The organism is Nitratireductor sp. L15S-10 (genome assembly GCF_045011005.1).
Classification (GTDB): domain Bacteria; phylum Pseudomonadota; class Alphaproteobacteria; order Rhizobiales; family Rhizobiaceae; genus Nitratireductor.
Window position 1 is genome coordinate 2274265 of sequence record NZ_CP120674.1, and the last position, 14286, is coordinate 2288550.

12 protein-coding genes are annotated in these 14286 nt (G+C 61.5%); 6 read left to right on the plus strand and 6 right to left on the minus strand.

Translation table 11 applies throughout. From position 1 onward, the window contains the following. Nucleotides 1-11: 11 nt before the first annotated feature. From P2W41_RS10875 to P2W41_RS10885, 3 genes are read right to left on the minus strand one after another with little or no spacing between them, the layout of a single operon-like run. Nucleotides 12-899, minus strand: a complete 888-nt coding sequence (locus P2W41_RS10875) for a DMT family transporter (RefSeq protein ID WP_404933136.1) — start codon at nt 897-899, stop codon at nt 12-14. Beyond that, a complete protein-coding gene (locus tag P2W41_RS10880; protein ID WP_404933137.1) occupies nt 896-3250 on the minus strand; it encodes a PIG-L family deacetylase in 2355 nt (784 codons plus the stop codon). The genes P2W41_RS10875 and P2W41_RS10880 overlap by 4 nt, the downstream gene beginning before the upstream one ends. Nucleotides 3251-3269: 19 nt before the next feature. Then, on the minus strand, nt 3270-4469 hold the full coding sequence (locus P2W41_RS10885) for an ROK family protein (RefSeq protein WP_404933138.1): 1200 nt from the start codon (nt 4467-4469) through the stop codon (nt 3270-3272). A gap of 148 nt (nt 4470-4617) precedes the next feature. On the opposite strand from P2W41_RS10885, the gene P2W41_RS10890 reads away from it, so the two are divergent. The 6 genes from P2W41_RS10890 to P2W41_RS10915 all read left to right on the plus strand — a co-directional run bounded on the left by P2W41_RS10890 (nt 4618) and on the right by P2W41_RS10915 (nt 11168). Then, nucleotides 4618-5883, plus strand: a complete 1266-nt coding sequence (locus tag P2W41_RS10890; RefSeq protein WP_404933139.1) for an extracellular solute-binding protein — start codon at nt 4618-4620, stop codon at nt 5881-5883. A 54-nt stretch (nt 5884-5937) separates the two neighbouring features. Beyond that, entirely contained in the window at nt 5938-6831 is an 894-nt protein-coding gene (locus tag P2W41_RS10895; RefSeq protein ID WP_292895395.1) for a carbohydrate ABC transporter permease, read from the plus strand. Between the two features lie 79 nt (nt 6832-6910). Further along, entirely contained in the window at nt 6911-7714 is an 804-nt protein-coding gene (locus P2W41_RS10900; RefSeq protein WP_404934968.1) for a carbohydrate ABC transporter permease, read from the plus strand. Nucleotides 7715-7721: 7 nt separating this feature from the next. Then, the gene (argH, locus tag P2W41_RS10905; RefSeq protein WP_404933140.1) at nt 7722-9209 is read left to right on the plus strand and encodes an argininosuccinate lyase; all 1488 of its coding nucleotides are present in this window, start codon (nt 7722-7724) and stop codon (nt 9207-9209) included. A 4-nt stretch (nt 9210-9213) separates the two neighbouring features. Beyond that, nucleotides 9214-10272 carry an ABC transporter ATP-binding protein gene (locus P2W41_RS10910; RefSeq protein ID WP_404933141.1) on the plus strand — a complete coding sequence of 353 codons (1059 nt, stop codon included), beginning with the start codon at nt 9214-9216 and terminating at the stop codon, nt 10270-10272. Further along, nucleotides 10269-11168 carry a carbohydrate kinase family protein gene (locus P2W41_RS10915; protein ID WP_404933142.1) on the plus strand — a complete coding sequence of 300 codons (900 nt, stop codon included), beginning with the start codon at nt 10269-10271 and terminating at the stop codon, nt 11166-11168. The genes P2W41_RS10910 and P2W41_RS10915 overlap by 4 nt, the downstream gene beginning before the upstream one ends. On the opposite strand, the gene P2W41_RS10920 is transcribed toward P2W41_RS10915, so the two are convergent. Genes P2W41_RS10920 through doeA form a run of 3 tightly spaced genes read right to left on the minus strand, consistent with a single transcriptional unit; the run spans nt 11165 to nt 14228 of the window. Continuing rightward, the gene (locus tag P2W41_RS10920; protein ID WP_404933143.1) at nt 11165-11857 is read right to left on the minus strand and encodes a GntR family transcriptional regulator; all 693 of its coding nucleotides are present in this window, start codon (nt 11855-11857) and stop codon (nt 11165-11167) included. The genes P2W41_RS10915 and P2W41_RS10920 overlap by 4 nt on opposite strands. A gap of 19 nt (nt 11858-11876) precedes the next feature. After that, nucleotides 11877-13040 (minus strand): acetylornithine deacetylase, encoded by a 1164-nt coding sequence (argE, locus tag P2W41_RS10925; protein WP_404933144.1) that lies wholly within the window; start codon nt 13038-13040, stop codon nt 11877-11879. 3 nt (nt 13041-13043) lie between these two features. Then, on the minus strand, nt 13044-14228 hold the full coding sequence (doeA, locus tag P2W41_RS10930) for an ectoine hydrolase DoeA (RefSeq protein ID WP_292895380.1): 1185 nt from the start codon (nt 14226-14228) through the stop codon (nt 13044-13046). Between the last annotated feature and the right edge of the window lie 58 nt (nt 14229-14286).

The window sequence follows — 14286 nt, forward strand, 5'->3', positions numbered from 1 at the left end:
TGAATTGCCTTTCAGCTTCCCGAGGCGGCGTGGCTCCTGAGCCGCGCCGTTCTCAATGTGAGGAACCCTGTGGCAAGCACGATGATGAACGCACCGATCACCGTGTTGAGACTGGGGATTTCACCGAAGAAGACATAGCCGACAACCCCAGACAGAATGAGGCTCGAGTAGCCAAGCGGTCCCAGAAACCCGGCATCGCCCAGCCAGTGGGCGCGCAGAAAGCAGAATTGCGCAGCTTGCGAAAATACGCCCACCGCCAGAAGAAACGGCCAGTGCCCCGCCGCGACCGGCTGCCAGCCGGAGAGCGCCGGAAAAGCGGTGATAAGCGCAAGCCCACCTGTGTAAAACAGCATCATGACGACCGGCGGCGTACCCTTGAGCTGTCTTGTGACAATGATCGCCCCCGTCCCCGCCAACACGGCAGCGAGTGCAGCCAGAAGTGCCGGCGTCCACGGCACATTGCCCGGACTCGCGGCAATGAACGCGCCCACGAGGCCAAGCCCCGCCGCCAGCCAGCGCGAGCCTGAAACCGCTTCGCGCAGGATCAGGGCCGAGAGCGCCACCAGAACAACGGGCCGCGTGAAATTCATGGTCATGTAGAGCGCCAGCGGCAGATGCGCGACGGCGTAGAAGCCGCCCGTCAGCGCCACGGCCGACAGGAACACCCTGAACAGGTGCAGCGGCACACGGTCGATCCGTGTAAGGACGGATCGCTGGTGCGCCAGCCATGGCAGGATCACGCAGAAACCGACCAATGCGCGGAGAAAAACGAGTTGCCACGGCGGATAGCCCGCGCCCAGCGCCTTGACGATGGATATGGCCCAGATGTTGAGGCCCATATCCGCCAGAAGCCAGGCGCCGGCGCGCAGATTGTCCTTTGCCGTAGCGCCTGCGTTCACGGCCGCGCCACAAGGTTCGCCATCAGGCGGAACGCGCCCGGCACAAGCTTCTCCATCTGGTGATGCAGAATGAGCGCCACATGCGTGTGCCGCCCCTTGCCGATCCGCGCCGAAAGGAGCGAGCCCTCATGCGGTGCCTCGTCGGGATCGGCCATGGTCAGAAGCGGCTCATATGCGTCATCCCAGCTTCTGGCAAAATAGAGCCCGCGCTCCTTGTGCCAGTCCTGCCAGTCCTCATCCGTGATGCAGTTTGGCGTGTTGAGCAGTGAATGCCCGGGCAGGAGGTGCGTTACCTGCGCATTCTCGTCGGTCACGCGCCAGCGCAGTGACGGCTTGCCGATCTCCAGCCGGCGCGGCGGCACGGTTGCCGGATCCCAGTCGTCCCAGGGGCGGTGATAGAGGGTGACGAGATTGCCGCCTTTCTCCACCCAGCGATGCACGAGCGGCATGGCATTTTTGAGCGCCGGTCGCGCACGCATGGCAAAGATGCCCACCACCATTGTGTCGATGTTTTTCAGGCCTTCTTCCGTAAGGTCGCTGTCCGCCAATTCGGTCGCATCAAGCCCCATCGCCTGCAGCCAGTGTCCCACCCGGTCGTTGCCGCCACCGACATAGCCCACCCGCACATCCGGCAGTGCCACGTCCAGAACACGTACCGACAATTGCGCAGGAAATGCGCGAGCACGTTCACCTATATGAGGATAGGCAATATGTTTGACAGTTTCGGCCGGCGCCCCGTCAATCCCCAAGGAAAGATTGTAGAGGCCAGGCGCTATGTCTTTCGGCGCCTCCACAAGAAAACCGCCGGAAACCGCTGTCGCCGACCACCCGGACGGCAGTTCCAGCCCCGCTTTTGCCGACTGCGGAAAAAGCCCCGAAACACGCAGCTCGATCTGGCGCGTTTCCGAGACGGCATTGATCAATGCACGGTCGGGAGAAAGTGTCGCTGACCGTGCAGGAAGCACGACCGGTTCTCGTTCGAGTGGCAACAGCGTCTCAGAAGAAACCCCATCGACGGTCACTCCGACCCGGATGGCCGGAAGGCGCGCCACGCCGGGGCGATGGAAGGCCGGATAACAATCCGTACTTTCGGCATCCACCGGCACATGAACAGCCCCATCTGCAAAGCGCCAGCCCTTCGGCAGAACCGGCGATACATCTGAAACCGGCCCGGAGCTTTCAATCGTCAGCGCGACACTGTCACCAGGCCGCAGGACATCGCGTTCAAACCAGGCGCGCACCTCCACGCCACTGGCAATCCGCATGACGTGGGAAAGCTGCACTTCCTTTGCCGCGAGGCGGTGTTCAACCTCTTCACGTGCATTGTCAGCGCAGGCATCGCGGGCGACGCGCACCGCCTTGAGGGCCAAGGCTGCCTGACGCGCCACCTCTCCCATATCCGGAAATGCCTCGAACGCAGCCTCGCAGGCCGCCTGTGCCTCGTCCAGATGGGCGGCGATTTCTGGTGCTCCGGCAAAGGAAGCCAGATCAGCCAGCGTTGCAGGCAGCCCGTCCGTGATCCGGTTATCCGGCCCATTCACCTCGGAACGCACCAGATGCAGCGGCCAGTCGCGCTCTTCACCGTGTGGCACCCAGCGGCCCATGCCCTGTGTCAGATGGAAAGCCCGCGACTGCTCACCGATCTGCGCCCAGCTCCACCCGGTTACCGGGTCTTGTCCGGTACCCTTGACCGTCAGCGTGGCACTGGGCGGCGGCAAATCGTCGTCGTAATTGTCACCTGCCCCCGACCACGCCGGTAGATATAGCTTTTTCACCTGCCACACCGGCAGATCCACGTCCGGGAATGTCGGGTCGGCGGCAGCGCTCATCACGTCATGGGCAAGCTCGGTCATCGCCCGGTGATGCCCGTGCTGGCCAGGGACATCCAGGAATGTGGGGCAGATGATGTCCGGTCGCTCGGTGCGGATGATCTCGACAAAGCGTTTGAGCGTGCGCTCGCGTCCCCATTTTTCAAGAGTCTCGGTGCCGCGTTTCGAGAACCCGAAATCGAAGATCGTGTCGTCGGGCGTTTCCGATAGCCAGTAGAGATTGAGGTTCAGCACATCGGCGGCGCGCTCCATTTCCGCCGTGCGTACTACGCCCAGATCGTGTGTCACCTCCGAGCCGATGGCGTTCTGCCCGCCCTCGCCGCGGTTTGCGCAGGCAAAGGAGAGCGAAATGCCATCGCGCAGGGCCAAAGCCGCAAGCATTTCCGACGTCTCGTCGTCGGGATGCGCGCCCGTATTCATGAAGGAGACGCAGGATTTCAGTGGCGCAAGAGCCTGCCAGAGCCTGACAATGAGCGGATTGCGCATCTGTGTGGCAATACGCTCCTGATCGGAAACGGGCATTTGTGAACCTCCCGGAGAATCATGTTTTTGCGGCAATGCGCGGTGTGACGGTGTCGTGGATGACGAGTGCAGCCCCGCCAAGCGCGGCGGTAAGACGTCCGCAGGCGCCCCGCTGGACTCTTGGTGTAACCCGCTCTGCCCGCGCGGCGACGGAGCCGCCGGGAAGATCAAGCGCGGCAATGAGATGGTCGAGAACCGCGTCCGGCATCGCGCCGCCCAGGATAACGGTTTCAGGATCGAAAAGATTCTCGATCAGGCCAACCGCCTGCGAAAGCGGGCCGGCCGCCTCCTCGATCCACTCCATCAATGGCCCGTTGCCTGCCCTGTAAAGGTTTTCGATGTCCGAGGCACTGCCTATCTCGATGCCTGCGCCTGCGAGCTTGGCGCGCGCAGCGATGCGGCTTGCATAGGTTTCGAGGCATCCATGATTGCCGCAGGCGCAAATCCGCCCCCCAGGGCGGACTATGACATGGCCGATCTCGCCGGCATTGCCGAATGCTCCGCGCTGGACCTCGCCCTCGGCGACCACGCCAAGCCCCAGCCCTGCCCCGAAATAGAGAAAGCAGAAAGTGCGCAGTCCTGTTGCGACGCCGCGCACGCGCTCCGCCACGGCGGCAGCGGTCGCATCGTTTTCCACCACCACCGGCATGTCTAGGGCGTCTTCGAACACGGCAACGGGATCGCTATCTTCCCAGCCGTGAAGTGCGGACTGGCCTGCGCCGGAAATACCAACCTTGCCGAAAGGGCCCGGCATCACGACACCAGCACCCAGAATTTTCTGCGTCTTTCCGCATCGTCCGTCGAGCGCGCTGGAACGAATTCGTCGTGCAACCGAAACAACCGTGGACGGTGCGTTGTCCGGCAACGCTTCGCGGGTGGTAAACAGCGTCTCGCCCTCGAGGTTTACCAGCGCGCCGAACATCGCGTCCGGCCTGACCTCGATGCCGAGCGCCACCGCGCCGTCTGCATTGAGCCGGTATTTCAGTACCGGCAAACCCCGTCCCTCCGACTGTCGCCCGGCTTCAATCAGAAGTCTGTCTTCTTCCAGTTCGGCAATGATGTTGCTCACGGCCTGCGTGGACAGCCCCGATATGCGTGCGATCTCCGCCCGCCCGACGGGCTGCCGCTCACGCACATGCCCAAGCACCACCTGACGGTTGTGAAGCCGGGTGCGTTCAGCATTCGATCCGACAATGCGACGGGGGTTGTTGATCTTCATATTCGCTTATTAATTCAACTAACTTGAATATTCAACTTGATTGAGTTAATCGTCGATGAATGGACATGCCGCCTCGTGGAGACGGGTGAACAGAGGGTGACAGGCTGGCCGGGTACGCTCCGGGCAGCGATCAAAGGGAGCAAGCAGAATGAAACTCAACAGACTACGGACCTTCATGCTGGGTGCCGCAACTGCGGCCATGACCATGGCTGCTGGAGCAGGAGGCGCTTCTGCGGTCGAGATCGAGTACTGGCAGTATTTCTTCGAAGCCCGCGTCGATGCGATGGACAAGCTGATCGAGAATTTCGAGGCAGCCAATCCCGACATCACCGTCAAGATGACGCATTTCCCCTATGACAGCTATCGCACCAAGGTAGCCGCTGCCATTCCGGCCGGTCAGGGCCCCGACGTCGTCCAGCTCTTCTATGGCTGGCTTAACGATTATGTGGAAGCCGAGCTGATCCAGCCGCTGCCCGCCGACACCTTCCCGCCGGAAAAGATCGAGGAAGAGTTCTTCCCCATGGTCAAGGCCATGCGAATGGGCGACAGTTACTGGGCGCTGCCTACCGCCGTGCGCTCGCTGGCGCTCTTCTACAATGAGCGCATGTTCGAGGAAGCCGGCATCGAGAACCCACCGGCAAACCTCGACGAATTCGTTGAAGCAGCGAAAAAACTGACCAAGAAGGACGGTGCCGGGAACCTCACCGCCGTTGGCATCACCACCGGCATGACCGCGCAGGACCACCACTGGATTCGTGAAGTGCTGATCCGCCAGTTCGGCGGCGAGCCCTATCTGGATGACTACAAAAAGGTCAACTACAACAACGAGGCCGGGCTGAAAGCCTTTGGTTTCTATAATGATTTGCAGGCCAAGCATGGCGTGACCAAGGCTGCCTTCATGGATGAGCCGCAGGCCGCCTTCAAGGCCGGTCGCGCCGGCATGCACATTGACGGCTCTTTCCGCATCGGCGCGCTTGAAAGCGTGCGCGGCCTCAAATGGGGTGTGGCCGAGCTTCCCGCCGGTCCCGATGGCACCAAGTCGAACTATTCCTCCTACTGGGTGAACGCGATCACCTCGAAGGCGGAAGGCGAGAAGTTCGATGCCGCCGTCAAGTTCATGGAGTACCTCACCTCCGACGAGGCCATGCAGATCTGGCTTGAGACTGTCGGCGAATTGCCCGCAAAGCCGTCTGCCGCCATGACCGACGAAAACGTCAACCACCCGGTCTACGGTCCCTTCATCAAGGGTCTGGAATACGCAAAGACCACGGTCTTCGCCAATGAGAGCGCCCAGCGCCAGGCCATGGTGGACATGATGCAGCGCATCGAGCTGCAGGGTCAGGCGCTTGAAGAGAGCGTCGCGCAGGCCGCCGAGGAGGAGCAGAAAGTCCTCGACGAATATTACAAGAAATAAGGCCTTTCGGGCGTCCGGACCGCCGGACGCCCAACGAAATTTCGGGACGGGGCCATGCGCTTTTACAACAATCTCACCATCTCGCAGAAGCAGATCGTCTGGGCCTGGATCTTCCTTGCCCTGCCGGTTCTCTTCTACGTCGTCATCCGGTTTTATCCGACAGCCAATGCCTTCGTTCTGTCCTTTCAGGAATGGAACCTGCTTGGCGACCGGAAATATGTGGGGCTTGAAAACTACGCAAAGCTGTTCAGCGATCCGGTTTTCTGGAAAGTGTTCAAAAACACCTTCCTGTATCTGATCCTGGGCACACCGATCAGCCTCGTCCTGTCCTTCATCATCGCCTATCACCTCGACAAGGTGCGTTTCATGCACGGCACCATCCGTGCACTCTACTTCCTGCCCTTCATGACAAGTGCCGTGGCCATGGCCTGGGTGTGGCGCTGGTTCTACCAACCGGTCCCCATCGGCGTGTTCAACAATTTCCTGGCGAGTTTCGGCATCAGCCAGATCGAATTCCTGAGCTCGACCACCAACGCCCTGCCCTCGGTTCTGGCCTGCGCCGTCTGGGCCGGTCTCGGCTTTCAGGTCATCATCTTCATGGCCGGGCTGCGCGCCATTCCGCAGAGCTATTATGAAGCCGCACGCATAGACGGCGTCTCCACCTGGACGGTGCTGAGCGAGATTACCATCCCGCTTCTAAAACCCACCATCGTGTTTCTCGTGGTCTTTTCCTCGATCGGCTTCCTGCGGATCTTCGATCAGGTGTTCAACATGACCACCAACAATCCGGGCGGGCCGCTCAACTCCACCAAGCCGCTGGTGCTTCTGATCTACGATACCGCATTCAACGGCTTCAACATGGGCTATGCGGCAGCGCAGACCGTCGTGCTCTTCACCATTCTGCTGGTCGTCAGCCTGATCCAGCTTCGACTTTTGAAGGATAGCTGACATGGCCAGTCAGGACATCGCCGTAAAGCCTTCCACCGACGCGCTTTTTTCCGGATCTTCACGCAACTCCCGGCGCAATATGGGCCAGTTCATCCGCTGGGCGCTACTGTTCGGCGGCGGCATTCTCATGATCATGCCCATCGTGTTCATGGTCTCCACCTCGCTGAAATTTCCCTTCGAGGTCTACAATCTCAACCTGATCCCGGAAGAGCCGACGATCGAGAACTACACCTATGTCCTCGAAGACGGACGCTTCTACCGCTGGTTCGTCAACTCGCTGGTGATCTCCATCGTCACCACCGCGTCGGCCGTCTTCTTCGACGCGCTGGTGGGCTATGCGCTCTGCAAATTCAAGTTCCCCGGCCGCTACCTGGTCTTCATCGCCATTCTCTCCACGCTCATGATCCCGACCGAGATGCTGGTCATCCCGTGGTATCTCATGAGCAAGAGTTTTGGCTGGCTCGACACCTATTGGGGCATCATGTTCCCAGGCGTCATGACCGCCTTCGGCACCTTCCTCATGAAGCAGTTTTTCGAGACCGTTCCCGACGATTTCCTGGAAGCTGCACGCATCGACGGGCTGAACGAATTCCAGATCTGGTGGCAGGTGGCCATGCCGCTCGTGCGTCCGGCGCTTGCAGCCCTCGCGATCTTCGTTTTCCTCGGCAACTGGACCGCCTTCATCTGGCCACTGATCGTCACCAATTCGGTGGAGATGTACACGCTGCCGGTCGGGCTTTCGAGCTTCGGCGACGAGGTGGATGTGGCCTGGGAACTGATCATGACGGGTGCGGCCATCTCCACACTGCCGACGCTGGTCGTCTTCCTCATCTTCCAGCGCTTCATCATTCGCGGCGTTGTCATGGCCGGCCTCAAGGGATAAGCGCACGATGAGCCTCAACGAGAAATTCCCTCACCCCGTCTATAAGGACACGGTGCTCGCGCCGCTCTTTGAAGGCGTGAAGGCCAACTATGTGGGTGCGTTCCGCGCCATCAACCGTGCGCATCTGGTGATGCTTACGGAGAGCGGCATTCTCGCCCACGAAGATGCCGCCCGCATTGCCGGTGCGCTCGTCGATATTGACGAAACGGTCGATGTCGATGCCCTCACCTATACCGGCGAGGTGGAAGACTATTTCTTCCTCGTCGAGGCGGAGCTCAAAAAGCGGCTTGGCCCGGATCTTGCCGGCATGTTGCACACGGCCCGCTCGCGCAATGACATGGACCACACGGTCTTCAAACTCACATTGAAGCACCATGCCGACACGCTGATCGGCAAGGCGCACGCGTTGGCTTCAGCCCTCATCGCCAAGGCCGAAGCCGAGCGCGACACGCTGATCGTTGCCTACACACACGGCCAGCCGGCCCAACCCTCCACCTTCGGGCACTATCTGTCGGCTGCAACCGAGGTGCTTCTGCGCGACATCGAGCGCCTGCAGGCGGCCCGCGCCAATATCGACCATTGCCCGATGGGCGCTGCCGCGATCACCACCAGCGGCTTTCCCATCGACCGCGCCCGCATGGCCGATCTGCTGGGCTTTTCCGAGCCGCTGCGCAATTCCTATGGCTGCATCGCCTCGGTTGACTATGTCACCGGCCTCTACAGCGCGATGAAGCTCACCTTCCTGCACCTTGGCCGCCTCATCCAGGACATGCAGTTCTGGTCAGCCTTCGAGGTGGGACAGCTCCACGTGCCCGGCAGTCTCGTGCAGATTTCATCCATTATGCCGCAGAAGCGCAATCCCGTGCCCATCGAGCATCTGCGCCATCTGGCGTCGATGACCTGCGGTCGCGCCGATGCGGTCGTCAACACGATGCACAACACGCCCTTCACCGACATGAACGACAGCGAGGGCGAGGTTCAGGTGGCCGGCTATGCGGCTTTCCAGAGCGGCGCACGCGTGCTCGACCTTCTGGCAGCCCTGATCAGCGCCATTTCCATCGACAGCGAGCGCGTGGCCAGAAACATCGACGCCGCCTGCATCACGGTCACCGAACTGGCCGACACGCTGGTGCGCCGCGAGGGGCTCTCTTTCCGGCAGGCGCATGAGATCGCCGCCGCCACGGCCCGCGCCGTGATTACCGCCGGCAAACCACTCGGCGAAGGTCATGACGCCTTCTCTAAGGCCTTCAGGGAACTGACCGGGCGCGACAGCACACTCGACCGCGCAGCCTATGGCGAGGCCGTCAGCGCGCGCCATTTCGTGGCGGTGCGCGAGCGTTTCGGCGGCCCTGCACCCGACGCCATGAACGAGGCGCTTCAAACCTATCGCGCCACCCTCACACGCCTTTCAGAACAACAGGCAGCGGACCTTGCCCGCGCCGAAAAAGCCGGAGCCGCGCTCGATGCCGCCTTCGGCGCTCTCTTGCAGGAGTAGACCCTTGGCCACCTTGTCCCTTCGCAATCTCGTCAAATCCTACGGCAAGGTCGAGGTGCTTCACGGCATCAATCTCGACGTGGCCGATGGTGAATTCGTCGTCTTCGTCGGCCCGTCCGGCTGCGGCAAATCCACGACACTGCGCATGATCGCCGGCCTTGAGGAGATCAGCGGCGGCGAAATCCACATCGGCGAGCGCCTCGTCAACAATCTGGAGCCCAAGGAGCGCGACATCGCCATGGTGTTCCAGAACTACGCCATTTATCCGCACATGTCGGTGCGCAAGAATATCGGCTTCGGCCTGCGCACGTCCAAGCTCTCAAAAGAGGCGAAGGACAGGCGCATCGACGAGGTGGCCGCCATTCTCGGCATGACCGATCTTCTGGAGCGCCGGCCCAACCAGTTGTCCGGCGGTCAGCGCCAGCGCGTCGCCATCGGCCGCGCCATGGTGCGCGATCCCGCCGTCTTTCTGTTCGACGAGCCGCTCTCCAACCTTGATGCGCAACTGCGCACCCAGATGCGGCTTGAAATCAAGAAGCTGCACCAACGTGTTGGAAACACGATCATTTTCGTGACGCACGATCAGGTGGAAGCCATGACCATGGCCGACCGGATCGTGATCATGAAGGATGGCTATATCCAGCAGGTCGGCACGCCGCTTGAGGTCTATCACAAGCCGGCCAACACCTTCGTCGCCCAGTTCATCGGCGCACCATCCATGAACATGCTGCCGGGCAACTGGGCCGGAAAAGGCGTGAAGCTCGGTGATGGGCTCGGCATCGATCTGCCCGAACGCAGTGCCCCCGAAGGCACCGACGTAATTCTCGGTGTTCGGCCTGACGATCTTGTCGTGACCGGTGGCAAGGGGCTCTTCTCCGGCACGGTCAACATCGTGGAGCCGCTTGGCGCGGACACGCTGGTCTATGTCGGCGTCAACGGCCATGAGGTGATCGCAAAGGCTTCCGGCCGTGAGCCGCCGAAAGCCGGCGACACGGTCAAGCTGACGGCGAAGGCCGGCGAAATGCACCTGTTTGACGCCAAATCCGGGGAGGCGCTGCCGTGAAGCAACCCAACCGGTCAGGCCGCGTTCTGAGCGTGGGCCGGCTTTATTGCGATCTCATTTTCACCGAACTGCCGAAGATGCCGACACTTGGCGAAGAGGTCTTCGCCGGCGGTCTGTCGATCAAGCCGGGCGGCGGCGCGTTCATTACGGCTGCCTATGTCGCAGCTCTCGGTCGTCCTGTCGGTCTTGCCTCGGCATTGCCCTCCGGGCCATTCGCCGCCGCACTAATGGCGGAGCTTGAGGCCAGCGGCGTCGATCTTTCAGCCTCGCAAGCCATGCCCGATACACTCGATCCGCAGATCACCGTTGCCATGACATCGGGCACAGAACGCGCCTTCCTGACGCGCCGCGCCGGCCCAGCCGTGCCGGAAACATTTGCACAAGCCATCGCCAGCGGCGACTTTGCCCATCTCCACATCGGCGAACTCGCCACTCTGGTGGAAGCTCCTTTCCTGCTCGAACAGGCGCGCGCCGCCGGGCTTTCCATCTCGCTCGACTGTTCCTGGGACGATGCGGTTCTGGCCAGAGACGATCTCGCCGCGCTGATCGGTGCCGTGGACATATTCCTGCCCAACGAGACAGAGGCGCAGCGTCTTGCCATTGCCCCCGGCAAAAAGCCGCCCGCGCCGCTCACTGTCGTCAAGCGCGGGCCGGAAGGTTCCATGGCTATCAGCGCCGAAAACACGGTTTCAATGCCGACGCAGCCTGTCAATGTAATCGATTCCACGGGCGCCGGAGACGCGTTCAATGCCGGTTTCATCGATGCCTGGCTTTCCGGCAAACCGCTTGAACAATGCCTTGAAGCGGGCAATCGCTGCGGGGCGGAAGCCGTCATGCGGGTCGGCGGGGCAACTGACCTGCCCGATATGAGCGCACTGGTAAAGGCGGCCTCCTAGAGAGAGGCTGCCTCCACCTCTTCGCCGGCCCTTGCCTTAAGGCGAGCAAAACTCATGGCCACATGGGCGCGGCGTATCTGCCCGACGCTTTCCAGCGCCCCGCAGGCCACGGCAGCGGCAATGTCGGAGACTTCGCGCAGGAAAAAGCCAATCTCGCTGGCAAGCGTTTCTTCCGTGCCATCCTCGCCGGCGGCACGTTTCAGCCAGATCCTCGTCGTCTGATAATAGAGCCTTTCGGAAAACTCCTGCAGCGGTTCGTTCTCCGTCAGTGTCATGAGGAGATGGAAAAAATCCATATTGAGCTGCGCGAAGGCGCGCTGGCTGGGCGTTCTCACCAAAGCCTCGCAGCGTGTCTTCATGGCAGCGAAGGCGCGTTTGGCGTCTTCATCGGGCTCTGCCGGTGAAAGCTTGCCGATCAGTTCGGAAAGCTCCACACGCAGGCGATAGACCTGTTCCAGCGAGGCGATGTCGATATCCGTGACGATGGTGCCCACGCCATGGACCGAGCGCAGATAGCCTTCGTCTTCGAGCCGTGCGAGAACCCGGCGGATCGGTGTGCGGCTGGTGTCGAATTCCTCGGCGAGGTCCTCTTCGCGCAGCCGCATGCCCGGCGGATAGTCGAGCAGGCAGATGCGTTCGCGCAAAAGCGTGTAGATCCGCTCGAACCGCGCGCGCGCCTCGCCTGTCATCGCTCTGGCTCCATCGCGGTCAGCTCACCTTCCTGCCCAGCCGTTCAAGCATGCCAAGACATTCATCGAGCTGTTCCAGCGAGACGAACTCGTCTGCCTTGTGCGCCTGCTCGATGGAGCCCGGCCCGCAGATGACGGAGGAAATTCCGGTTTTCTGGAAGAGCCCCGCCTCCGTGCCGAACGCCACCACTTCCGCCTCGGTAAGGCCGGTAAGCTCCGAAACGATCTGCCGTGCTTCGGATTCGGTCACCGGCTCCAGCCCGTCCACTTCGCCGATTACATGGGTGACGATGTCGGAACCCTCAAAAACCGCCTGCATAGCCGGTTTCAGCTCGGATTCCACAAAAGTGCGGATGCGGTCTTTCACAAAATCCGCATCCTCATTGCGCACGGGGCGCATTTCCCATTCGACGGAGCAGTGGTCGGCGATCACATTGCGCGCCGCACCGCCCGAGATCGTGCCCACCTGGAGCGTCGTCCAGGGCGGATCGAAGCGGTTGCCCTTCGGCGCGCGCGTCTTCAGCTCCTCGGCCAGCGCCATGAGCCGCGTGATATAGCGCACCGCATATTCAACCGCATTGACGCCGCGTTCGGGCGAAGAGGCATGGCCGGCAAGCCCGCGAAACTCGGTCGTGTATTCGAAACAGCCCTTGTGGCCTTCTATGATGCGCATCATGGTCGGCTCGCCGATAATGGCGACGGAGGGCCGGAGTTCGGTCCTCTCCAGTTCCTCCACCAGCGCGCGCGCGCCAAAACACCCCACCTCCTCGTCATAGGTGAGGGCGAAATGCAGCGGCCGTTTCAGGTCCAGCTCGGCAAAGTGCGGCGCCATGGCGAGCGTGCAGGCGATGAACCCCTTCATGTCACAGGTGCCGCGGCCATAAAGCCTGCCATCTGCCTCACGCATGGCAAAGGGATCGCTCGTCCACTCCTGCCCATCAACGGGTACCACATCGGAATGGCCCGAAAGTACGATGCCGCCATCCCCTTCGGGCCCCAGCGTGGCAAACAGGTTTGCCTTGTTCCCGCTCTCGTCCAGCGTCATTGAAAGCCTTGCACCAAGCGCGCTCAAAAGCTCGCTTGCATAGGCGATCATTTCCAGATTGCTGTCCGCCGAAATGGTGGGAAACCCCACCAGATCGGACAGGATGCGCGTCGTGTTGTCCAGCGTTTCGGATCGCATGGATCAGTTCTTCACGATCAGTTCGCGCGGGCGGCGGCAAAGCGCCTCGGCCGGGCCATCTTCCGTGATCAGGATGCTTTCAGTGATTTCCAGCCCCCAGTCGGCCATCCACAGGCCCGGCATGAAATGGAAGGTCATGCCTGCTTCAAGGATCGTTTCGTCCTCGCGGCGCAGCGAGATCGTGCGCTCACCCCAGTCTGGCGGATAGGAAATGCCGATCGGATAACCGCAGCGCCCGTCACGTGTGATGCCGGCCCGCTCCAGCGCGCCATAAAGCGCATCGGCGATCTGGCCTGCGCGATTGCCCGGACGCGCGATCTCCAGTCCTGCCTCGATCCCTTCCACCAGCGCCTTTTCCGCATCCAGCATGTGCTGTGGCGGCGTGCCGAGAAAGACGGTGCGGCAGAGCGGCGCGTGATATCGGCGATAACAGCCGGCGATCTCGAAGAAGGTCGCATGCCCCTGCTCGAAGCGCCGCCCGTCCCAGGTCAGATGCGGTGCAGCAGCATCGGAGCCGGTCGGCAGAAGCGGCACGATGGCCGGATATTCGCCCCAGTCGTCATCCACCCCGCGGATCGCGTCCGCATAGATCTCGGCCACCAGATCGTTTTTCTTCAGACCCGGCTCGATGCGCTCGACAATGCCGTCGATCATCTTTTCCGAAATCCGCGCCGCGCGGCGCATGAAGACGATCTCCTCTTCCGATTTCACGGCGCGCTGCCAGTTCACCAGCGCCGTCGCATCGACAAAGGTCGCGTTGGGCAGTTCTTCCTTCAGCACCAGATAGGCCTTGGCGGAGAAATAGTAGTTCTCCAGCTCCACGCCTATCCGCTTGTTGCCAAAGCCATGGGCGCGCAAAATTTCGGCCAGATGCTGCATCGGATGCAGCGTGTTGGCCTGCACATAGTGGTCTGGATAGCGCAGCACCCGGTCGTCATCCATGTAGACGGTGCGCACGGCGCCGTTCCCGTCCATGGCGCGGCCCCACCAGAGCGGATCGGCATCCTTGAAGACGATCACGCCCTGATGGACATAGAACGACCAGCCATCATAACCCGTCAGCCAGGCCATATTGGAGGGATCTTCCACGAACAGAACGTCGATACCCTTCGCCTCCATGGCGTTGCGGGTCTTTTCGAGGCGAGCGGCATATTCCTGCGCGCTGAAGGGCATTTCGGTTGCTGGCATGGTTCCTCCAAAAGAGCAAAAACCGGACGCTTGTGCATCCGGCGAAACCGTACACCGG

Coding starts and splice junctions, on each gene's coding strand:
- P2W41_RS10880 (WP_404933137.1), bottom strand. CDS start 3,250: ATGCCCGTTTCCGATCAGGAGCGTATTGCCACACAGATGCGCAATCCG.
- P2W41_RS10885 (WP_404933138.1), bottom strand. CDS start 4,469: ATGAAGATCAACAACCCCCGTCGCATTGTCGGATCGAATGCTGAACGC.
- P2W41_RS10890 (WP_404933139.1), top strand. CDS start 4,618: ATGAAACTCAACAGACTACGGACCTTCATGCTGGGTGCCGCAACTGCG.
- P2W41_RS10895 (WP_292895395.1), top strand. CDS start 5,938: ATGCGCTTTTACAACAATCTCACCATCTCGCAGAAGCAGATCGTCTGG.
- P2W41_RS10900 (WP_404934968.1), top strand. CDS start 6,911: ATGGGCCAGTTCATCCGCTGGGCGCTACTGTTCGGCGGCGGCATTCTC.
- argH (WP_404933140.1), top strand. CDS start 7,722: ATGAGCCTCAACGAGAAATTCCCTCACCCCGTCTATAAGGACACGGTG.
- P2W41_RS10920 (WP_404933143.1), bottom strand. CDS start 11,857: ATGACAGGCGAGGCGCGCGCGCGGTTCGAGCGGATCTACACGCTTTTG.
- argE (WP_404933144.1), bottom strand. CDS start 13,040: ATGCGATCCGAAACGCTGGACAACACGACGCGCATCCTGTCCGATCTG.
- doeA (WP_292895380.1), bottom strand. CDS start 14,228: ATGCCAGCAACCGAAATGCCCTTCAGCGCGCAGGAATATGCCGCTCGC.